Here is a 21,532-nt window from a genome sequence, read left to right on the forward strand (position 1 = left end):
TATTCAATACTCCATTTGGCCTGAAGAATAAGCTTAGGTGAGCATTAATATCTAAGTCATAAATAATATTCAATAAAAAAGTCAGTTGCCCTTAAGCAACTGACTCAAAAAAATAACAAAGACAGGCGATTAACCCTGATAATGGATACTCACCGATTTAATCCGGTTATTTTCGATTTCCATTACCTTGAATTGAACACCTTGGTAGTTCAGTTCAGTGCCTACCTCGACCACACTATTGGTTTTATCCAGAATCAGACCGGCAACACTGATATAGCCTGCATCTTCATCAATCAGATCCAGCATACCGAGCTCAAGTTCTAACTGATACAGGTCCAGCATACCGGACGCAATCCAGTGTGTATCATCAACTTTGACCAGATCCAGCTGCTCATCGGCATCCGGGAATTCACCGGCAATTGCCTCAAACACATCTAGCGGTGAAATCAGACCTTGTACATGACCAAATTCATCGCTCACCAGCACCAGAGAGCCTTTTGATGTACGCAAGGTATTAATCGCGTCAATCACCTTCATTCTTTCAAAGATATAGATAGGACGATGACGCTTGATCAAAGCTTTTAATTCTTCCGGTTCATCCAGTACATCTAACAGTTCTTTAGCACGGACGATGGTAATCACCTTATCCAGACTGCCCCGGCAAACCGGAAACAGGCTGTGGGGTACAGACAGGATTTTTTCACGAATCTGTTCCGGACTATCCTCCAGATCGACCCAGGAAATCTGGCTTCGTGGGGTCATGATCGATGCTACAGAACGCTCTGCCAAGGTCAATACTCCGCCAATCATATAGCGTTCTTCATCCGCAAAGGTTTCCTGCGCCTCATGCTGAGTAGTACTGGTAGTTTCCAGCTTGGCACCCATCAGTTGGAGAATACTGTTGGCGGTACGATGACGCAGCGGAATCTTGGCTTCATGTTTCGCAGCATTGCGCTGACTAAACTGGTTAAAGGCTTCAACTGCAATAGCAACGCCAATACCAGAATAGATGTAGCCTTTCGGAATATGGAAACCGAAACCTTCTGCCATCAGGCTGATCCCGATCAGTAACAGGAAGCTCAAACACAGAATCACGACCGTAGGATGACGATTTACAAAGTTAGTCAATGGTTTAGACGCCAATAACATCACGGCCATCGCGATAATCATGGCTGCCATCATGACATAGATATTATCGACCATACCTACGGCGGTAATTACCGAGTCCAGTGAAAATACGGCATCCAGGATGACAATCTGAGCCACAACTGCCGTAAAGCCCGCATATGCCACCTTGGTCGTGACCTGTATTTCAGGCTTGCCTTCAATTTTTTCATGAAGTTCGGTAACGGCTTTATAGAGCAGGAATAAACCACCAAAGAGCAGAATCAAATCCCGTCCGGAGAAAGTCCAGTTAAATAATTGAATAAGCGGTTGAGTCAAGGTGACTAACCAAGAGATCGCAAACAGCAGACCTAAACGCATCAGTAAGGCTAAGGATAGACCGATCACGCGGGCCTTATCACGCTGTTCAGGAGGAAGTTTCTCAGCCAGAATAGCAATAAAGACTAGGTTATCAATACCTAAAACGATTTCGAGAATAATAAGAGTAATTAAACCAACCCAAATTCCGGGATCTAATAAAAATTCCATTAGAACACCATCCCGTTTGAGTATGTAAGCAACGAATATGGAAGATCAACGCACGGCGAGGGATCCATTTAATTTAACCTTTTCGACTTAAGATGCATCCATTATGCATAAACTTATGATTTTTGAACAATAAAATTTATGAAAAACTGTTGCACCGCTTTGCCTCTCCTTATTCTAAAATCTTTTAATTTTCAAATCATTGGCCTGAATCTGTTATATTCTACATAACTCATTACAAATTAAAGAAAATTTAGGCTTCTTTTTGACCCTAAGCGCATTAAATCTATCTGATAGAAGCCTGAGATATAAATTACTGTTTCTCTTAATATTCGTATCTATTCATGCATCATAAAATATTGAATCATCCACTATCCTGCTACACCGATTAAATCCACTTATCTAAAGACATATTTTAAATATGGATTTTTTTATTAAAATAGTTCATACACGTTATAAATAGTTAGTCGTGGGATCAAAAAGATGCATAAGTTTCTCATCCAAAACGGTTTTATTCGATGAGTGACCAATTTAAATGTACTCGCTCTAGCTTTCGATCAGATTTGAGAAATCCGAATCTGCATCGTGCTACAGATTAAAAAATGTATCAGAGCATTCATTTAAACAGCATCGATTTTGAATTGTATTTCCGCATACTCACCAAAAGTAAGATATGCGCAGGTCGGCCATTTATCCATATGGTTTGCCAATCCAGTTTTTATTCAGACTCTAAACCTAATCTGGAGCCTTAAGATTTGCATGTCATATCAATGCCATTCATCTGGATAAAGAGAGTTACAATTTGCCCCCGATTGATCTACAACATGTAAATCACCTGATTTTTTTGATGTTAAGAAGATCTAACAAATGCAATCTCGTTAACATTTTAAAAATAAAGGTTGAAACATGTATAAACTTTTACATAAAATGTCAGTGCCCTAGAAAAATAAATAAAAGGAACATTTCATGACTAAAAAATATGCAAAATTTTTACCTTGTGCAGAAGACTTTAATTTAGAAAACTTTCCATACTACTGGGTGACTCAAGTTCATGCCCAATATGTCCTAAATGTAGATCATGCACTTAAAAAATATGGTGTCGATAATTCACGTCGCCGTATCTTGCTTGCTCTTAAAGCCAAACCACATGCCAGCGTTTCTGATCTGTCAGAAATGGTCGTATCTAAAATGTCGACAACCACCAAGATTGTTTATCGCTTAAAAGATGAAGGTCTGGTTGAAACCTATTCCTGTGAAGACGATGCTCGTATTACCCGTGTCGTGCTGACTGAAAAAGGAATGGAAATGACACATAAAATTAATGACCTGACCAATGTTGTACTGGAACAGTCATTTGAAGGGCTAACCCCATTACAAATTGAAAAAACTATGGAAAGCTTACGCCATATCTTTAAAAACTTGGCCCGTTAAGTATTTTTTCAATTTTGAATTTAGCTGGCGAGATCAATAACACCTTTTATAATAATTAACGATCCGCCATTGCTTTCTAGGTTTTAGGAATCAAAAAAGTTCAGCTGTGGACTGGCTTTTTTGATTCTTTCTTTTGGTACATGTGAACATTCGAACTCCTCTACTGGAAATCCCTGTACAAAGCTGCGAATATCTGGTTGTGTGAGATTCAGCCATTCATGTAAACGTTCATGCGGAATCACAATGACTGAACGTTTAATATTTCCCGGCTCATGAAACTCTTTCATCATGGGATGGTCTATTGCATCCATCGTAATCATACTGGCCGAACGTACAATTTCATCCTGCACCCGTGCAATTTCATAGAGTGCCGCAATAAAGGTCGCTTTTCCATCCTTGCGTCTGACGCCCCAGCGCTGTGGTTTATTATCAAAATACTTTGACTCATAAAATTCCGAGACGGGAATCACCCCAAACTTGCATTTGACTGTCGCTTCTGCAAAGGTTGGTTTTTGCAGCAAAGTTTCATTTCTGGCATTGTAGGTTTTTGTCCCAATCGTTTTATCCTCTGCCCATTTGGGAATAAAGCCAAAGTTAACCGAGCGCCATTCCAGACCTTGATCAGATTGAAATAACAAGGGGGTAGCATAATTCGGATAGACTTCTTCCGGATATTCAAAGGGAATTTCCGGCAAGCCCAGATCATGTATTTGCTGTGAAGTTAAAGGCTTAAAGTTGGCACACATGCTTAAATCAGACAGATCACTTGATGTTCTGATTATAGCTTGATGCCAAGCTTAAACCTGTATGGATTATGGATAAGTTTCTATCATTTAATATTATTCACTGGGTACAGTCAGCCAGTGAGTACGGGTGAATTCCTCAAAAATCCAGCGTCCATTAAAACGCCCAAGCCCAGAGTTTTTCTCTCCCCCAAACGGAGCATTAGCCTGATCTGCCACACTAATACCATTGATATGAGTCATACCGATATCCAGCTGTTCTGTAAAACTGATACCACGTTCAATATTCGAGGTACAAACCGCACTGGATAAGCCAAAACGGGTATCATTGGCCAGCTTTAAGGCATGTGCTTCATCACGAGCTTTCAGTACTGGCAGAATCGGTCCAAAACTTTCTTCCTGAGCCAGTGGAGATTCAGGTGCTACCCCAGTAAAGATATGTGGATAGACCAGATTACCTTCTATCCCCCCTTCGTATACCAGCTCTGCACCCTGCTCTTTTGCACTTTGAATAATCTGCTGATGTTTTTTGATCTGACTTTGATTGATGATCGGCCCAATGATGGTCTCTTCTAGATTTGGATCACCCACAGCAACAGTTTTCACTCGCTCTAAAAGTTTTTCCACATAGGCATCATGAATAGACGCATCGACAATGACCCGATTGGTGCTCATACAGATTTGCCCCTGATGCATAAAGCGCCCCATGATTGTCAGTTCTACTGCCAGATCAAGATCAGCATCATCCAGAATCACCAGTGGCGCATTTCCGCCCAGTTCCAGCGCCAGACGTTTAATTCGAGGGCTGGCTAAGGCTTTGCTTCCTACATTCTGTCCGACTTCTGTAGAACCCGTGAATGAGATCATTTTTGGAATCGGATGTTCGACAAAATAGTCACCAATTTCACTGCCTGCACCTGATACCACATTGAGCACACCTGCAGGTAAGCCAGCTTCTTCAAACAGCTTTCCTAATAAGGTTCCACCTGTCACTGGCGTATCACTTGCTGGCTTGAGTACCACACTATTTCCACAGGCAATCGCTGTTGCTACCGAACGCATGGATAAATGAAATGGAAAATTCCATGGGCTAATGACACCAATCACACCCAAGGGTTTACGCAGTACTAGACTTTTACGTTGGGGATCTTTGCTCTCCAGCTGTTCAGTCTTGATCTGCTCCGGAAATTTCTGACTTTCCTGAATAATGGATAAAGCAGCGCCAACTTCCAGACCCGCTTTAAAACGGGTACTTCCAGACTCAAGAATTAACCAGTCAATAATTTCATCTTGGCGTACCTGAATCACATGTTGTAGTTTTTGCAGGATTTGCTGTCTTAACTCTACTGATTTAATAGCACCCTGCTGAAAGGCTTTATCAGCTGCCGCATAAGCCGCATCAACATCTGCAGTACTGGCCGCCTGCAAAGTAAAGATCGTATCCTGGGTGTAGGGATTCAAATTCTGAATCATTTTCTGGGAACGGCCGGGTTGCCACTGACCCGCAATAAACTGCTGATCCAAATTTTGATATGCCATGCTGTTCTTCCCTGCAATTTATTGATTTGCTTTTACTTTAGCAGAGCCATTTCAGGATGGAAGTGACAGCGACGAATTGTTACGCTTTTATCTTTAGCTTTATAAGTAAGTGGAACTTACTGATGCATGATTCTCTTTTATCGCAGTTTAAATCTTCCAGTACATCAGCCAAAATACGATTCTTAGAAATTAAAAATTGTGAATTAAACTGAGTCTTAAATACACTATCCAAAGATCTACAACTACCCAGCATGAGGAGCTGTAAACACTCATAGGAATAGCGATTTGCAAATATAAAGCTACTGTTTAACAGATAATTATTATTAAAGTTTTCTCCCTTAACCTTACTCTGTTTTAGGTGTTCAGTCAGTTAGTTTACATTCCAAAAATACATTTTTAACCTTAGATCTTATTTTAGAGCAATAAAAAAAAGCCCCCGAAGAGGCTTTTTTTTCAAGTTACAGGATTAGTCACCTGTATAACCTTTAAGCTTTAAACGCGCTGCATGTAGAAGCGGCTCTGTATAACCTGATGGCTGTTCACCACCTTTGAAGATCAGGTCAGAAGCAGCCTGGAATGCAATGCTATTGTCAAAGTCAGCAGCCATTGGCTTGTACAGTGGATCATTGGCATTTTGCTCATCCACGATTTTCGCCATGCGTTGCATTACTTCTTCAACCTGTTCACGCGTTACGATCCCGTGACGTAACCAGTTTGCAACGTGCTGAGAAGAAATACGTAAAGTTGCACGGTCTTCCATCAAGCCCACATCATTGATGTCTGGAACTTTAGAACAACCTACACCCAGATCAACCCAACGAACAACATAACCCAAGATACCTTGACAGTTATTTTCTAGTTCTTTCAGTTTCTCTTCTTCAGACCAGTTTGTATCAGTCGCAAGAGGTGGTGTTAACAGATCATCTAAAGGCAATGCTTCAGTTGCAAGCAATTCTTGCTGACGGTTTGCCACGTTAATTTGGTGGTAGTGAATTGCGTGAATCACTGCACCTGTTGGAGATGGAACCCATGCACAGCTTGCACCTGCTTCTGGATGTTCAGTCTTGGTTTTGTACATGTCTAACAGCATGTCTGGTTTTGGCCACATGCCTTTACCGATCTGTGCTTTACCACGTAGACCTGTTTGCAGACCTACCATCACGTTGCGGTTTTCGTAAGCTGGGAACCATTTTTGGCCTTTGATTTCGCCTTTACGAACGAACGGACCTGCTTCCATGAAGGTATGGATTTCATCACCTGTACGATCCATGAAACCGGTGTTAATGAAGATGGTACGGTCTTTCGCCTGAGCAATACAGTTTTTCAGATTAACCGAAGTACGACGCTCTTCATCCATGATACCGATTTTCAGGGTTTTCTCAGGTAAGCCAAGCGCTTGTTCAGCACGTTCAAACAGCTCAACCGCAAATGCAACTTCTTCTGGACCGTGCATTTTTGGCTTAACGATGTACATCGAACCTTTGCGTGAGTTCTTGATCGTGTTCTCACCACGGATATCAGCTACAGAAAGCAATGGAGTTACCAATGCATCCATGATGCCTTCGTAAATCTCTTCGCCATCTACAAGGATCGCCGGATTTGTCATCAAGTGACCAACGTTACGAAGCAGCATCAATGAACGGCCATGAACCTTGGTCTCACCACCTTCAACATTTTTGAAGGTGCGGTCAGCATTGAGTTTACGGGTAATGGTCTTGCCATTTTTTTCGATAGACTCTTCAAGCGTACCTTTCATCAAGCCTAACCAGTTACGGTAGCCTTCGACTTTTTCTTCAGCATCAACTGCTGCAACAGAGTCTTCCAAGTCCTGAATCGTTGTTACAGCCGCTTCAAGCACAACGTCTTTTACACCTGCTGCATCTGTCTGTCCAATTGGGCTGTTTGCATCAATCTGGATGATCGCGTGCAGGCCGTTATTTTTCAGTACGATTTCAGTTGGTGCAGAAGCTTCGCCATTGTAACCAACGAATTTAGAGCTATCTGCAACAGTTGTGGTAGAGCCGTCTTTCAGCGTTACAACCAGTGCATTACCTTCAACTGCATATTTGGTTGCATCAGCATGTGAACCTTGTGCCAGCGGGAATGTTTCATTTAAGAAGTTTTTCGCGAATGCGATAACTTTTTCACCACGTTTCGGGTTATAGCCTTTACCTTTTTCAGCACCATCTTCTTCAGAGATCACGTCGAAGCCGTATAAAGCGTCGTATAAAGAACCCCAGCGTGCATTCGCTGCGTTCAGGCAGTAACGTGCATTACGTACTGGAACTACCAGCTGTGGGCCAGCCAATAGTGCAATCTCTTCGTCTACATTTTCAGTGCTGATCTGGAAATCTTCTACTTCTGGTAATAAGTAGCCAATTTCAGTCAAGAAAGCTTTGTAAGCTTGTAATTCAAATGTGTTATTGCGATGCCATTCATCAATTTTAGCTTGAATATCATCACGCTTAGCCAAAAGTGCTTTGTTTTTAGGGCTAAGATCAACAACGACTTGTTCAAAGTTCTTCCAGTATGTTTCGCTGTCCAAACCAGAACCTGGTAGTGCTTCATTTTCGATAAAATCGTAAAGTTCTTTAGCAATCGCTAACTTGCCTTTTTGAATACGTGCAGTCATTGTCTTTCCTGATATTGCTACTTTTTATACAAGAGATTCTAGTATACCGATTAAAATCTAGCTGAATAGTACTATCACACCGCAAAATAATGAGCATTTTTCCAATAAGAATACCCTCATATCCTTATTAAATGATGTCTCACACGATGCAATATCATCCTGCTAAATACCCTCATGACAGTGTATAAAGTTTTTGAAATGTAGAAATTAGACTTAAGTTCAGATTTTTGAATAAAAGTTGTCCGTTCTTTTTATACAAGGTCATATTTAGATCAAGATTAAGCCATGTTTGGCTGAGCTTGTCGATCTTTGACGCAATGAAATGCATAAAAAAGCGCCGGTCATGACCAGCGCTTGTTGTATTTATTCAGGCTCGCTTGAAGCTATTTTCTCGATCTGGCGATGTTCAGAATGCAGATATTCATCTGACTGCATCTCTAGCAAACGTGAACGGGTCCGTTCAATTTCAAAAGCCAGTCGCTCACCTTTATAAAGATCAACGATATTATCTTCTGAAGTCAGCAATAATTTGACTCCACGGTCATAAAATTCATCAACCAGATAAATGAAACGGCGTGTGGCATCATTCAGAAAATCGGTTAAATGCGGCACATTACTGACCAATACTGTATTGTAAATATTCGCAATTTCAATAAAGTCAGCTGGACTACGCGGTTTTAGACACAGTTCAGAGAACTCACACCACAAGACATCTTCAGTATGTGCCACAGTTTCAACAATACGGTTATTGATGATAATTGGCTCTTGAGAGGAGGTTTGGGTTTGAGTCAGTGCAGTATAGCGATGTGCCAACCAGTTTTTATTGTCGTGCGTTAATGGATACTTGAATAACTGCGCCTGCTTTAAGACACGTAAACGGTAATCCACACCGGCATCTACATTCAGAATGACACAGTTTTTCTTAACCATTTCAATGGTTGGTAAAAAACGGTCACGATGAATCCCGTTTTTATATAAACCATCCGGTGCAATATTCGAAGTCGCTACTAGCGTAATGCCACGTTCAAACAGCTTCTGGAACAGATCACTCAGAATCATGGCATCTGTCACGTTAGATACAAAGAATTCATCAAAACAGATCACCACAGCATCTTTATAAATCTGATCCGCTACCAGATCCAGCGGATTGCGCTGGCCTGAAAGCTTGTTTAACTCACGATGCACATGCTGCATAAAGTGGTGAAAGTGCATACGGGTTTTACGGCGAAATGGAATCGACTCATAAAACTGATCCATGAGCCAGGTCTTTCCACGACCTACTCCACCCCACATGTATACACCTTTTGGCGAAGTCTGACGACGGAAACGGCGAAAGGCCTTCTTAGAAGCTTTAAAACGCTGAATTAATTCCAGCCAGGTACGATTCAGCTCATGTACTGCCATGGCCTGTGCATCATCAGGCATAAACTGTCCTGAAGACAAAGCCTGTGCATAACGTTCTGCAGGAGAGATCGGACTAAAAGCGGTGCTGTGCTGTGAATTAAAATCGGACATAGGTTTCGTACTATTCAGGATCTGTTTAATTATAGCGGAGTTTAGAACGCACACTATAACACTTTGGCATTAACTAACTTAGGCTATTTTATATATTGCCGAGGACTTTGCCCAAACCAGCGCTTAAAGGCATGGTTAAAAGCAGCCGGTTCGGAATAACCCAATAACTCTGCAATCATTTCAATCGAATACTGTTTATATTCAATGAGTCGCAAAGCTTTATCTTTAATAATCTCTTCGCGAATCTGTTTATAACTGGTATCGAACTGCTGTAATTGATGGCGTAAAGTACGTTCTGGAATATTCAGAGCCTGAGCCGTTTCAGCCATACTCGGCATCAAACCGGTTTGCAGCTCAAGATAATCCTGTACTCGCTGTACCACAGTCGGGACATCAGCATCTTCCGCCAGACGTTCCAGTTCAGCCAGACACTTTGCTTCATAGACTGCAAAGGTCTCCGCATCTGCTGAAGGAATCCGGATATCCAAAATAGCCTCATCAAACCAGAATGCAGCTCTTGCAGCACCAAACTGTACCTGTGTTCCATAATAATCATGATAGATTTTCTGGGTAGCAGGTTGTTCCGGTGCGGCGAAAGGCAGTTCAATCTGCAGGTCAGGCTTGGACAGGCCCATCATCTTGTAAATATCGCGAATGAACTTGAATGTACCTGAAATCTCAGCTTGCGCGACCAGCATTCCCAGATGATCTTCCGTTTTCTTGGGATAATAGCAAAGCGCACTGCGGTACTCACTTTGCTCTAGTCCCAACTGACCGGTAAGATGCGTCAATTGCTGAAAACGAATTACCTGATGCATTGCATCCCGTACGGTTGGACTGGTCACCAGTAACATCAGCAAAGGCCCATAACCTGCCAATGCATAATGCTGGCCGATCAATAAACCCTGTTCTGGCTGGATATCCTGACCCACTACTTTGAGCACATCATATTCCACGCTTGGGTGAATAATTGAAGTCGGATCAAGCGCATCAACACGCAAGCCGATATTTTGCAGTTTTTGATCGACCTCTATGCCAGCCTTGCGCATGCCCTGGATCAGATACATCAGACTGAGAACAGAACGTTTCATAACCATACAAATACAATGTGATAGCTCTAGTTGTACTATAAAAATAAGCAATCGGCTATTGCCGTTTAGATCAATTTTATATCTAATAGCTAGTTAATAAATCAAGATAATTATCCATTATTAAAATAAGCAAGGAATGCAAAGATGCTGGACAATACAAGCCTTACCCATAATCATCCTTATACCAAAGTGGCCATTATCGGTGCCGGTTTTGGCGGGATAGCGATGGCAATACGTTTACAGCAGCAAGGTATCCATGATTTTATTATTTTAGAAAAAGATAGCGATTTTGGTGGAACCTGGCGCGATAATCAGTATCCTGGAGCGGCCTGTGATGTGCAATCACATATGTATTCCCTTTCCTTTGCACCCAAAACTGACTGGTCAAAACGCTATGCCGAAGCACCAGAAATTTTCAGCTATATTCAAGATTTAGTCAGTGATTATAATCTTCGGGCTTTTGCTCGGCTCAATACTGAAGTACTCGGGATTCATTATCAGCAAGACCGATGCTTATGGCAGATCCATCTGCATGATCAAAGCATTCTGGAAGCTCAGTTTGTAGTATTTGCCTCTGGCCCTTTACATGTTCCTCAAATTCCCCATATTGCGGGCATTGAAAAATTTAAGGGTAAAATCTTTCACTCTTCTCACTGGGATCATCATTATGATCTCAAGGGGAAAAATGTCGCATCGATTGGGACTGGTGGCAGTGCAATTCAATATATCCCTGAAATTGCACCCGAATGCAAACAGTTATATGTCTTGCAGCGTACTGCGGCTTGGGTCATTCCACGAGATGAACGCCTATATCATGACCTGGAAAAAAAGCTGTTTTCCAAATATGAATGGTTCCGCAAGTTACACCGTATTCGGCTGTACTGGTCTAATGAATCGCGTGTGGTGCCTATCGTTAAACCAGCTGTTATGAAATATGCCCAGAAACTGGCTGAAGCTTATATTCGCTATCAGGTCAAGGACAAGGAAACTGCCAAGAAATTGACCCCAGATTACATCATGGGCTGCAAACGGATTCTGGTGTCTAACCAATATTTCCCTACCTTTAACCGTAAAAATGTGGAACTGGTGACTGAAGGTATTCGTGAAGTGACCGAAAACAGTATTATTACTGTAGATGGTAAAGAACGTTCGATCGACTGCCTGATCTACGGTACCGGATTTATTACCGATCCAAGAATTTATCTGAAAAATTTCGATTGCACTGGCCTGAATGGCATTCACTTGAATGATGTCTGGAAAGATGGTGCCGAAAGCTATTATGGGATCTGTGTTAAAGGTTTTCCGAATCTGTTTCAGCTATTAGGACCGAATACTGTGCTGGCACATAACTCAGTGCTTTTTATGATTGAAGCCCAAGTAAGTTATATCCTGCAAATGATCGCCCTAGTGGATCAATCACATAGTGATGCGATTGTGGTCAAAGATCAGGTACAGGAAAAATTCAACCAGGATGTCCAACATATGCTAGACAATACGGTCTGGCAATCTGGCTGCGTTAGCTGGTATCAGCAGGAAGGCGGGAAAAATTTTGCCTTGTGGCCCACTTATACCTGGAAATACTGGCTCAAAACCAAAACCCTTAATACAGCAGATTATTATTTTTTAAATAAAGCCAGTTAAAAGCCCTTCACATTCATAGGGCTAGCGATGGCATAATAAAGACTGATTTATCATACTTTTTTATTATGCAATCGCTTTGGTTAGTATCCCAGCTTCTGGTCTGTTTAGCGCTTGGTTTTGTTTTTGCAAAACGGCTTCCTGCTTCACTCACGAAAATATGCTTTAAGGTTCTACCATATTTTAGTTATATCTTACTGGTCGCTATTGCTTTTGAGTTTTCTGGGCTTCTGACGGAATTACCTCACCCTGCCCAGATTCTAAATACCTCTATTACAATTGCTTTTCTCACCTCTATTGGGGCATTTAGCTGTTGTTATCTGCTATTTAAATGGGCAGATTTTCAACCTTCTTCTGGACGAGTCTCCACTGAGCTAGTGATTAAATCACTGATTAATATCAGTTATGCATTCTTCGCCTTAGCTGCTGGGTACTTGCTGCATTATAGTTTCACTCAAATGGGTCTTTCTGTTCAGATCAGCACCTGGCATTTATTACTGGTCTTTATGTTTCTGATTGGACTGGATCTTGCCTACTCACCACTTGATCGCTCATGGTTGAACTGGAAAATCCTGCTGGTCCCAACAGGTTGTATTGCTGGTTCATGCGTGGCAGCAATTGCCTATTCTTTCTGGAATCCGGATATTCATTTAAAAGACCTGATTATGCTGTCACAAGGTTATGGTTTTTATTCAATGTCGGGTGTTGTCGTTACAGAACTAAGAAATGCGGAACTCGGCAGTATTGCCCTGATGAATGACCTGTTTCGGGAAATTTTTGCGATTTTACTGATGTATTGTGCCGGCTGGCGTTACCCAAGATCAGCAATTTCTGCTGCAGGTGCGACTGCGATGGATGTGACTTTACCCATGGTCAAACAGGCCTGTGGCAATGATTTTATTCCACATGCCATGGTGAGCGGTTTTATTTTATCTGTATTGGCGCCAGTAGCGGTAAGTGTGTTGGCGGTAATTTAAAAATCCCTCCCGACCTCCCTTTTAAAAAGGGAGGAGAAGTCCCCCTTTCATAAAGGGGGATTTAGGGGGTTTAATTAGAAATAAAAATAAACTGAGGAATATTAAAAATTCAAATCAACCCTACTCAATGAATCCCCTACTGTCTCCATCATTTCTGAAGCGAGTTCTACAATATCTATGCTATCAAGGCCTGACATCCAGTCCCATGAACCCGACTGTGCCTGTTGTTTGTATTTTTCCTGCTGTTCGAATTGATCTGCTATTTTTTCCATCTCCAGCCTTTGTTCTAGCATTTTTTGTTCTGGTGTCTTTATTATTCTCATTTGAAATTCCTTTTTATTTTTATACAGCTTTTCTCAATGTATAAAAAAAGCCTTTCATATGAAAGGCTTTTTATCGGGTAGTAGAAATTACAATGTTGCCAGAATATCTTTTAAGGTTTGACGAGGATTTTCCGACTTTGTAATTGGTCGACCAATCACCAGATGTGTTGATCCATCCAGCATTGCCTGTTTTGGTGTCACAATACGTTTTTGATCGTCTGCATTTGAACCTTCAGGGCGGATCCCAGGAGTGACTAGTGCAAAGTCTTGTCCAATAGTTTCACGCAGCATTTTCGCTTCTTGTGCGGAACAGACCACCCCATCTAGGCCACTGTCTTTAGTCAGTTGAGCCAGACGTTTTACATGTTCATTAGGCTCGATATCCAAGCCAATATCTTTCAGGTCTTCACGTCCCATTGAAGTCAGCACAGTTACCGCAATGAGTTGAGTATTATAGTTACCTGCTTTTAAACGCTCAACGCAGGTCTCCATCATTTTACGACCACCTGAAGCGTGGACATTGACCATCCACACCCCCAAGTCTGCCGCGGCACATACCGCTTGTGCAGTGGTATTCGGAATATCATGGAACTTCAGATCTAGAAACACGTCAAAACCTTTGTCCTGAAGTGCTTTTACAATGATAGGACCTTCATGAGTAAATAACTCTTTGCCCACCTTTACTCGGCATAAGGCAGGATCGAGCTGCTCTGCAATCGTTAAGGCATCAAATTGACTTTTAGCATCCAGTGCAACGATGATACTCATGAGAAGACCCTTCAAATTGACAAAATTAAACCATTATACGGATTAGCCCTATAACAACCAAGAATATTTTCGCAAAAATGATTTTTTGATTCAAATTAAGTCATTTATTTATATAATTTTTATATATTTCTTCTAAATATAATTTAGCAATAAAAAACGCCTTAGAAGCTAAGCTAAAAGGCGTTTAATCAAAACAGGCGAAGTAAAAATTCGATAGATTACTTCGACTTCTCATTTTCGTTTAAAGCGGTGCCGATGGCCTGTCATTAGAATTAATATCTAATACTGTTTTCTCATGTCGTGTATGAGCCGCCGCTTCTGCTGCCATCATCTTTGCAGTATTCAACTGTTCCTTACGTAGATGCTCAATATCTTTACGTAGTCGCTTAATTTCCCAATTGCTCTGAAAAACGCGGAAAACCTGCACACCGAGTAACAAGCCAACCACTATTCCTAAGGAAAGAGTCAAAAGGAGCAATAACCCTAAGCGCATTGCAGGAACTTGAGTAAATAACAAGTCCACTGAGACCTCAGTACCGTTTTGCAACACCAAAGCTAATGAATAGCCAAAGACGAGCAATAAAAGAATGACCAGAACGTAACGCATGAACACCCCGTAAATATCTTGTTTATTTGTTTGCAGATTCGTTTACTGCATCACGAAGTGCTTTACCTGGCTTAAAGTGTGGAACAGCTTTTGCTGCAACTTCAACAGATTTACCAGTTTTAGGATTACGACCCACACGAGGCTCACGATGATGCAATGCAAAGCTGCCAAACCCGCGAATCTCAATACGGTTATCAGATGATAAAGCTTCAATCATTTGATCAATCATAATTTTAACTGCTTCTTCCACTAAAGGTTCAGCCAAATGCGGATTCTTTAGCGCGATGCGCTCTATTAAGTCAGACTTATTAAGTGCTTCAGTAGTCATCTGCGACCTCTTTAATTATCAAGCTACTCGGGATCTATTTTCCGATAATAACCTGTTTAAATACAAAACGGTAGCGCAATAATTAAATACTACGCTACCGTTTACAGTATTTGTGTAAAAAGTATTACTTAACTTACATTAACAATACAATTCACCATCTACTCTTAGTGATTCATTTGCGCTTTGATCAAGTCACCAATAGTTTTAGGACCATTGTCTTGACCAGCAGCAGCTGTTTTCAGATTCGCAACAGCTTCTTTCTCTTCAGCTTCGTCTTTCGCTTTGATAGACAAGTTGATAGAGCGAGATTTACGATCTACATTGATAATCTTAGCTTCAACTTCTTGACCAACTTCAAGGAATTTAGTTGCATCTTCAACGCGGTCGCGGTTGATTTCAGATGCTTTAAGAGTTGCTTCAACTTCATCAGCTAACTTAACAGTAGCGCCTTTAGCGTCAACTGCAGTTACAGTACCTTTAACAAGCGCACCGCGTTCGTTAGCAGCTAAGAAATCGTTGAACGGATCGCTGTTCAATTGTTTGATACCAAGGCTGATACGGTTGCCTTCAGCATCTACAGACAGGATAACTGCTTCAACAGTGTCACCTTTCTTGTAACGACGAATCGCTTCTTCGCCTTGTTCGTTCCAAGAGATGTCAGACAAGTGAACTAGACCATCGATACCGCCTGGTAAACCGATGAAGATACCGAAGTCAGTGATTGACTTGATAGTACCTGAAACTTTTTCACCTTTGTCGTGGTTCTTAGCAAACTCTTCCCATGGGTTAGCACGAGTTTGTTTGATACCAAGAGAAATACGACGACGCTCTTCGTCTACTTCAAGAACCATAACATCAACTTCGTCACCGATCTGAACTACTTTAGATGGGTGGATGTTTTTGTTAGTGTGGTCCATTTCTGAAACGTGTACTAAGCCTTCAACGCCTTCAGCGATTTCTGCGAAACAGCCGTAGTCAGTCAGGTTAGTTACGCGAGCTTTAACGATAGAACCTTTAGGGTAACGGCTCATGATCGCTAACCATGGATCTTCGCCTAATTGTTTAAGGCCTAAAGATACGCGGTTACGTTCGCGGTCGAATTTAAGTACTTTAACAGTAACTTCTTGACCCACTTCAACAACTTCTGAAGGGTGCTTGATGCGTTTCCAAGCCATATCAGTGATATGAAGAAGACCATCGATACCGCCAAGGTCAACGAATGCACCGTAGTCAGTAAGGTTTTTGATAGTACCAGTAACTGTTTGACCTTCTTCAAGCTGAGCAAGAAGCGCTTCACGGTCAGCTGAAGATTCAGCTTCCATAACAGCACGACGTGAAACAACAACGTTGTTACGTTTAGCGTCAAGTTTGATTACTTTGAATTCTAACTCTTTACCTTCCAAGTGAGTAGTATCACGGATAGGACGAGTATCAACTAAAGAACCTGGAAGGAACGCACGAACTGGACCGATGTCAACAGTGAAACCGCCTTTAACTTTACCAGAGATAACACCAGTAACGATTTCGCCGTCTTCAAAGATTTTTTCAAGTTTAGTCCAAGTCTCAGCGCGTTTAGCTTTTTCGCGAGAAAGAACTGTTTGACCCATACCGTTGTCAAGTGCTTCAACAACTACGTCTACAGTGTCGCCAACTTGAACTTCAAGTTCGCGCTGTTCATTTAAGAACTCAGCACGGTCAACAACGCCTTCAGATTTAAGGCCAGTGTCAACAGTTACCCAATCAGAGTCGATGCTTACTACAACGCCTTGGATGACTGCACCCTTTTCAACGTTGAGGTTTAATTCGCTTTCTTCAAAGAGGGCTGCAAAAGATTCGGTCATGATATATCCGATAAAGTCAGCGGTCTTGGATCAGACAAGGCCGGTTTAATTAAGCATCTACATAGTCCATATAAAACTGATCAAGCTATGCGTCTGCTGAAATAATAGGGTTATTGAGCTAATTGCTGATCCACATACGTAGTCATCAGCTTGAATACTTCATCGATATTCAAATCTGAACTATCGATAATGTACGCATCAGCAGCAGGTTTGAGCGGAGCGACAGTGCGTTCCATATCTCGTTTATCCCGCGCTTCGATATTAGCTAAAATGTCGTTTATTTTAACATCCAGCCCCATACCCTGCAACTGCTTTACACGTCTTTGCGCACGGGATTCAGCCGAAGCTGTCAAATAAATCTTGGCCTGTGCCTCTGGAAAGATACTGGTTGCCATATCGCGGCCATCTGCCACCAGACCAGGAGCTTGAGCAAAAGCATGCTGACGGGCCACCAAAGCGGTTCTAAGTTCAGGAATTGCAGCAACTTTTGAAGCATACTCACCGACCCGTTCAGTACGGATAGTTTGGGAGACATCTTCACCATTCAGCCATACTTGAACACCTGATTCAGTACTGACAAATCGGATGTCCAAATTTGTTGCAATTTGTACGCATTCAGCCAGTTTAGTATCCAGTTCATCGAGTAAATTATGGTGATGCAATGACAGTCCTAACAAACGATACAAAGCCCCTGAATCCAGTAAATGAAACTGGTAATGTGCTGCCAGTTTTGCAGCCAGTGTGCCTTTGCCAGATCCGCTTGGACCATCAATGGTAATAATTTGAACTGTCATTACTTTCCCGTTATTTATACAGATTTTGCAAGTTTTGCGAGGCCTAGTTTAATCCCTGTCTTGAGCTGTGCAAGAATTAATTTACTGACAAATGGAAGACGTGCCTGCAATTCTATCGTATAAGTCACCAGACTTTTGTTATCGTCCAATGCTTCAAACTCAATAATACCCAAATGATGTTTAATCAAAGGATTCTTTACGATCTTGTATTCAATACGGGAGTTCGGCTCTAGCAAGGTAATTTGCTCTTTTAGCGGCTTGACTGGACCTAAACCCATGCTACGCACAGAACCCACACCATCTGGGCGCTCAGGGTCTGCCGAATCCTTGATTCGTTCCACCTGCATTGGTGCAAAAGCCACATTATAAGCATCGTGTTTAGACAGCAATTCAAAAACCTTATCAATCGCTGCTGGGAATTCTTTTTTTACCTGAATCGCATTTTTCATTTTTCTTTTTCCTGAAAATAAATGATTTTAAAGTGAGCAAAGTTTAACGAATTAGATTCGATTTATTTATGAGCATTCAGTAATTTTTCTTGCAATTTCAGCTGGCGTTTTTGTTCACGACGCAACTTAAAAAATGCACTGAGCTGTTCAGCACACTGCTGCTGCATACAGCCCGAGTCAAATGGAAATACATGATTATAGTAGCCTGTCTCAAAAAGCTTGCGCGCACTCACCAAAGAACCTGCTTTGGGCTCAGTTGTGCCAAAGACCACCCGTGAAATACGCGAATGCACCAACGCCCCTACACACATAGTGCAAGGTTCTAATGTTACATAGAGAACAGCATCTTCAGGCAGGCGGTAGTTTTGCAGGTACTGACATGCTTCACGTAATGCTACGATTTCAGCATGGGCAGTCGGATCATTTAAAGAAATAGGCGCATTGTAGCCACGGCCAATAACTTGATTTTGACTGACAATCACAGCACCTACAGGAATTTCACCCTGCTCAGCCGCAAGTGCAGCCTGCTCATAAGCAAGCTGCATCCAATATTCATCGGTAAATTGTGTTTCGGACATTCCGGCTTAAATCACACCATAGTGTTTAAGTAGCTCATTCCAGCTTTCAATGGTGGTTACCGGTGGATTCTGAGACAGAATACCTTTCAAACTTAAATCACTACCCTTTTGCCATTCTGGAGACAGATCTTTATCAACCAGTCGTGCACGTACACCTTCAACAAAGTCAGGATGACGGATTTTCCAATCTGAAATCTGGGTTTCCAGTTCAAAAATTTCATTCCATGAATGAACCTGTTTACCCCATTGCCATAATAACCAGCTTAGAGCAGCGGTTGCAGGTGAACCTTTTTGCAGGTTTTCGCTGGCCTGACGCAACCAGTCACTGCGCGCATCACTTAAACCAATAATCGATTCATAATCGTGCTCGAAGTTTACGCCACGACATACACTGTGGATTACATCCAGTGAGTTTTGCAAAGGACCCGGGCCTACCGGACGGTGCATGCTGTTCAAGGTGTCATCAATCGCACGGAAATCCCCAGCTGGATAATGTTCCCAGTCTATATTTACGACCTTATCTAATACTGAATCACGCTGTGCATCACAGATATGAGTCGCCCAGCCAATACCGTAAGCACCCGCAGCAGTCATAATGGAACCCGTTAAACCTGTAAACAGGCCAATCGCTCCACGGTCTGCCAGGAAGCGGGTCGCACCCACATCTGGATATAAACCAATATTAATCTCAGGCATGGCCAGACGTGAATACGGCGTCACCAAACGGAATGGAGCCGCCATAAACAGGCCTAAACCACCACCCATAACATAACCTTCACCCCACACCAATACCGGCTTGGCATAGTTATGCAACAATAGATCTAGCGCATATTCCTGTTCAAAAAACTTATTAGCGGTTGCCACTTCATCATTAATTACTAACTGACGCAGCTTACGTACATCGCCACCGGCACAAAATGCTTTCGGGGTAGTTGAATCCAGCCAGATCGCTTTTACGCTGTCATCTGTATGAAAGTCCTGAAAGACTTCTAGCAATGCTGAAACCAGAGATTCATCTAAAGCGTGTAATGATTTTGGACGATTCAGGCGAACAATGCGCCAGCCATTATTGGCTTGTTCAACAATCAGGTCCGGATGGTAAGGTTTAGTTACAGGAGAATAAGTCATGCGTCCAGCTGCCAATCTATAGGCTCAATGCCATGTTGTTTGAGATAATTATTCGTTTTCGAAAAAACTTTACAACCAAAAAAACCACCGCGGTTTGCTGACAAAGGCGAAGGATGTGCCGCCTTTAAGACCAGGTGTTTATTTTGATCAATGCGCTGTCCTTTACGCTGTGCGTATGCGCCCCAAAGAATAAAAACGATATGTTCACGCTGTTCATTCAATACATCAATGACGTGATCTGTGAATTCTTCCCAGCCACGTTTCTGATGTGAAGTTGGCTGTGCTGCCTCTACAGTCAGTACAGCATTGAGCAGAAGTACACCCTGTTCCGCCCAATGAGTTAAATCACCATGTTTAGGGATTTTTACGCCTAAATCATTGTGTAACTCATGAAAAATATTACGTAAAGATGGAGGTAATGCAACCCCTTTTTGCACCGAGAAGCTTAAACCATGCGCCTGATTCGGGCCATGATAAGGGTCCTGACCAATAATGACCACTTTGACCCGGTCTAATGGCGTTGTATTCAAAGCATTAAAAATCAGGTGATTCGGTGGATAAATCACTTTGTCTGCTTTTTTTTCTTCAATTAAAAACGTTTTTAACGCATCCATTTTTGGACTCAATAAAAACTCACTGAGTCCATATTTCCAGCTGTCATCTAACTGAACTTTATTCAGTTTCGCAATTTGCTGTTCATTTAAAGACATGCTTCAATCCTAAATCTATGTCAGTCTGCGTTTATATTCGAATTTTTAAGGCTGGACTTGGATATCTACAGCCGGATTATGAAATGGAAGACCCTGTTTCAGTTTCGCAAACATCTCTGGATCTGTCCATTCTGCCCGCACCTGCTCCGAGAATTCAATCTGTTCCAGGCTAAGTGGACCCATCTGTTCATTCTGGATATCTTCCAGGAAACTTTGCGCATAGCCTGTATCAGTTTCATGGACAATCACAGAGTAAACTTCAACATCCCCTTCACCATTCTGAGTAATGGTAGATGCCAATACCTGCTGAGCCAGAAAGAAGAAAATACGTGAAAACTGTTCTGCAGATGGCGAAACCGGCAAAGATACCCAGCGTGCACTAAAGTTTTTACATGCCTGAATATATTCAGGATCATCTTTTTGCCAGAAACAGATCGCATGGTCAAAAGAATCAAAGAAATCCTTAATCACCCCTTTGAGCAGACCAAAATCATATACCATCTGGCCATGATCCAACTTCGACGCTTTCAGCAATAACTCGACTTTATAACTGTGACCATGGATCGAACGTTTACAGCGATCCGAGGTGCAGTTACGCACAATATGAGCATTTTCAAACTTAAATAACTTACGAATTAACATATGCCGTAATGTCGTCAAAAAATAGGTGAATTAATTTCAATTATAAAGCAAAAGTATACCTATGAGGATTAATTTTGCAGTTCATCATGATAGGGAAAAGGGATTAAGGCTACGCGAATCAAGTTCAAGAAATGAGAGCATTCTAAAA

20 protein-coding genes are annotated in these 21,532 nt (G+C 41.8%); 3 read left to right on the forward strand and 17 right to left on the reverse strand.

Annotation, left to right across the window (positions count from 1 at the left end; genetic code table 11):
• Nucleotides 1-129: 129 nt before the first annotated feature.
• A complete protein-coding gene (locus tag AC4MBN_RS08535; protein ID WP_313483988.1) occupies nt 130-1,653 on the reverse strand; it encodes a TerC family protein in 1,524 nt (507 codons plus the stop codon).
• A gap of 963 nt (nt 1,654-2,616) precedes the next feature.
• Between AC4MBN_RS08535 and AC4MBN_RS08540 the strand changes: the two genes are divergently transcribed.
• Nucleotides 2,617-3,081 carry a MarR family winged helix-turn-helix transcriptional regulator gene (locus AC4MBN_RS08540; protein ID WP_179992445.1) on the forward strand — a complete coding sequence of 155 codons (465 nt, stop codon included), beginning with the start codon at nt 2,617-2,619 and terminating at the stop codon, nt 3,079-3,081.
• 83 nt (nt 3,082-3,164) lie between these two features.
• Here AC4MBN_RS08540 and AC4MBN_RS08545 read toward each other — a convergent pair whose 3' ends face one another.
• The 5 genes from AC4MBN_RS08545 to AC4MBN_RS08565 all read right to left on the reverse strand — a co-directional run bounded on the left by AC4MBN_RS08545 (nt 3,165) and on the right by AC4MBN_RS08565 (nt 10,601).
• Complete coding sequence (locus tag AC4MBN_RS08545; protein ID WP_159124314.1) at nt 3,165-3,827, reverse strand: SOS response-associated peptidase family protein; 663 nt, start codon at nt 3,825-3,827, stop codon at nt 3,165-3,167.
• Nucleotides 3,828-3,920: 93 nt separating this feature from the next.
• Entirely contained in the window at nt 3,921-5,363 is a 1,443-nt protein-coding gene (locus AC4MBN_RS08550) for an aldehyde dehydrogenase family protein (RefSeq protein WP_419364900.1), read from the reverse strand.
• 466 nt (nt 5,364-5,829) lie between these two features.
• Complete coding sequence (locus AC4MBN_RS08555; protein ID WP_419364902.1) at nt 5,830-7,995, reverse strand: malate synthase G; 2,166 nt, start codon at nt 7,993-7,995, stop codon at nt 5,830-5,832.
• A 363-nt stretch (nt 7,996-8,358) separates the two neighbouring features.
• Nucleotides 8,359-9,510, reverse strand: a complete 1,152-nt coding sequence (gene zapE / locus AC4MBN_RS08560; protein WP_166135048.1) for a cell division protein ZapE — start codon at nt 9,508-9,510, stop codon at nt 8,359-8,361.
• A gap of 83 nt (nt 9,511-9,593) precedes the next feature.
• Entirely contained in the window at nt 9,594-10,601 is a 1,008-nt protein-coding gene (locus AC4MBN_RS08565; RefSeq protein ID WP_312209421.1) for an AraC family transcriptional regulator, read from the reverse strand.
• A 144-nt stretch (nt 10,602-10,745) separates the two neighbouring features.
• On the opposite strand from AC4MBN_RS08565, the gene AC4MBN_RS08570 reads away from it, so the two are divergent.
• Nucleotides 10,746-12,242, forward strand: a complete 1,497-nt coding sequence (locus AC4MBN_RS08570) for a flavin-containing monooxygenase (protein WP_419364904.1) — start codon at nt 10,746-10,748, stop codon at nt 12,240-12,242.
• 65 nt (nt 12,243-12,307) lie between these two features.
• Nucleotides 12,308-13,216 (forward strand): LysO family transporter, encoded by a 909-nt coding sequence (locus AC4MBN_RS08575; protein WP_419374609.1) that lies wholly within the window; start codon nt 12,308-12,310, stop codon nt 13,214-13,216.
• Nucleotides 13,217-13,317: 101 nt separating this feature from the next.
• On the opposite strand, the gene AC4MBN_RS08580 is transcribed toward AC4MBN_RS08575, so the two are convergent.
• The 11 genes from AC4MBN_RS08580 to AC4MBN_RS08630 all read right to left on the reverse strand — a co-directional run bounded on the left by AC4MBN_RS08580 (nt 13,318) and on the right by AC4MBN_RS08630 (nt 21,384).
• Entirely contained in the window at nt 13,318-13,539 is a 222-nt protein-coding gene (locus AC4MBN_RS08580; protein WP_005236122.1) for a hypothetical protein, read from the reverse strand.
• Nucleotides 13,540-13,626: 87 nt separating this feature from the next.
• The gene (gene pyrF / locus AC4MBN_RS08585) at nt 13,627-14,307 is read right to left on the reverse strand and encodes an orotidine-5'-phosphate decarboxylase (protein ID WP_419374608.1); all 681 of its coding nucleotides are present in this window, start codon (nt 14,305-14,307) and stop codon (nt 13,627-13,629) included.
• Between the two features lie 241 nt (nt 14,308-14,548).
• Nucleotides 14,549-14,914: a lipopolysaccharide assembly protein LapA domain-containing protein gene (locus AC4MBN_RS08590; RefSeq protein ID WP_005236124.1), complete on the reverse strand. Its 366-nt coding sequence runs from the start codon at nt 14,912-14,914 to the stop codon at nt 14,549-14,551.
• A gap of 22 nt (nt 14,915-14,936) precedes the next feature.
• Entirely contained in the window at nt 14,937-15,242 is a 306-nt protein-coding gene (locus tag AC4MBN_RS08595; RefSeq protein ID WP_005097312.1) for an integration host factor subunit beta, read from the reverse strand.
• 164 nt (nt 15,243-15,406) lie between these two features.
• On the reverse strand, nt 15,407-17,083 hold the full coding sequence (rpsA, locus tag AC4MBN_RS08600; protein WP_004783987.1) for a 30S ribosomal protein S1: 1,677 nt from the start codon (nt 17,081-17,083) through the stop codon (nt 15,407-15,409).
• A gap of 110 nt (nt 17,084-17,193) precedes the next feature.
• Entirely contained in the window at nt 17,194-17,877 is a 684-nt protein-coding gene (cmk, locus tag AC4MBN_RS08605) for a (d)CMP kinase (RefSeq protein ID WP_166139451.1), read from the reverse strand.
• 14 nt (nt 17,878-17,891) lie between these two features.
• Nucleotides 17,892-18,326: an SRPBCC family protein gene (locus tag AC4MBN_RS08610; RefSeq protein WP_004783989.1), complete on the reverse strand. Its 435-nt coding sequence runs from the start codon at nt 18,324-18,326 to the stop codon at nt 17,892-17,894.
• A 62-nt stretch (nt 18,327-18,388) separates the two neighbouring features.
• A complete protein-coding gene (gene tadA, locus AC4MBN_RS08615) occupies nt 18,389-18,904 on the reverse strand; it encodes a tRNA adenosine(34) deaminase TadA (protein ID WP_419364913.1) in 516 nt (171 codons plus the stop codon).
• Between the two features lie 6 nt (nt 18,905-18,910).
• Nucleotides 18,911-20,032 carry an enoyl-CoA hydratase/isomerase family protein gene (locus tag AC4MBN_RS08620; RefSeq protein WP_180179580.1) on the reverse strand — a complete coding sequence of 374 codons (1,122 nt, stop codon included), beginning with the start codon at nt 20,030-20,032 and terminating at the stop codon, nt 18,911-18,913.
• Complete coding sequence (ung, locus tag AC4MBN_RS08625) at nt 20,029-20,742, reverse strand: uracil-DNA glycosylase (RefSeq protein WP_004783992.1); 714 nt, start codon at nt 20,740-20,742, stop codon at nt 20,029-20,031. Before ung ends, AC4MBN_RS08620 begins: the two co-directional genes overlap by 4 nt.
• Before the next feature lie 45 nt (nt 20,743-20,787).
• Entirely contained in the window at nt 20,788-21,384 is a 597-nt protein-coding gene (locus tag AC4MBN_RS08630; protein WP_419374607.1) for a 6-pyruvoyl trahydropterin synthase family protein, read from the reverse strand.
• Nucleotides 21,385-21,532 lie beyond the last annotated feature (148 nt).

The organism is Acinetobacter sp. CAU_H_60, assembly GCF_058599385.1.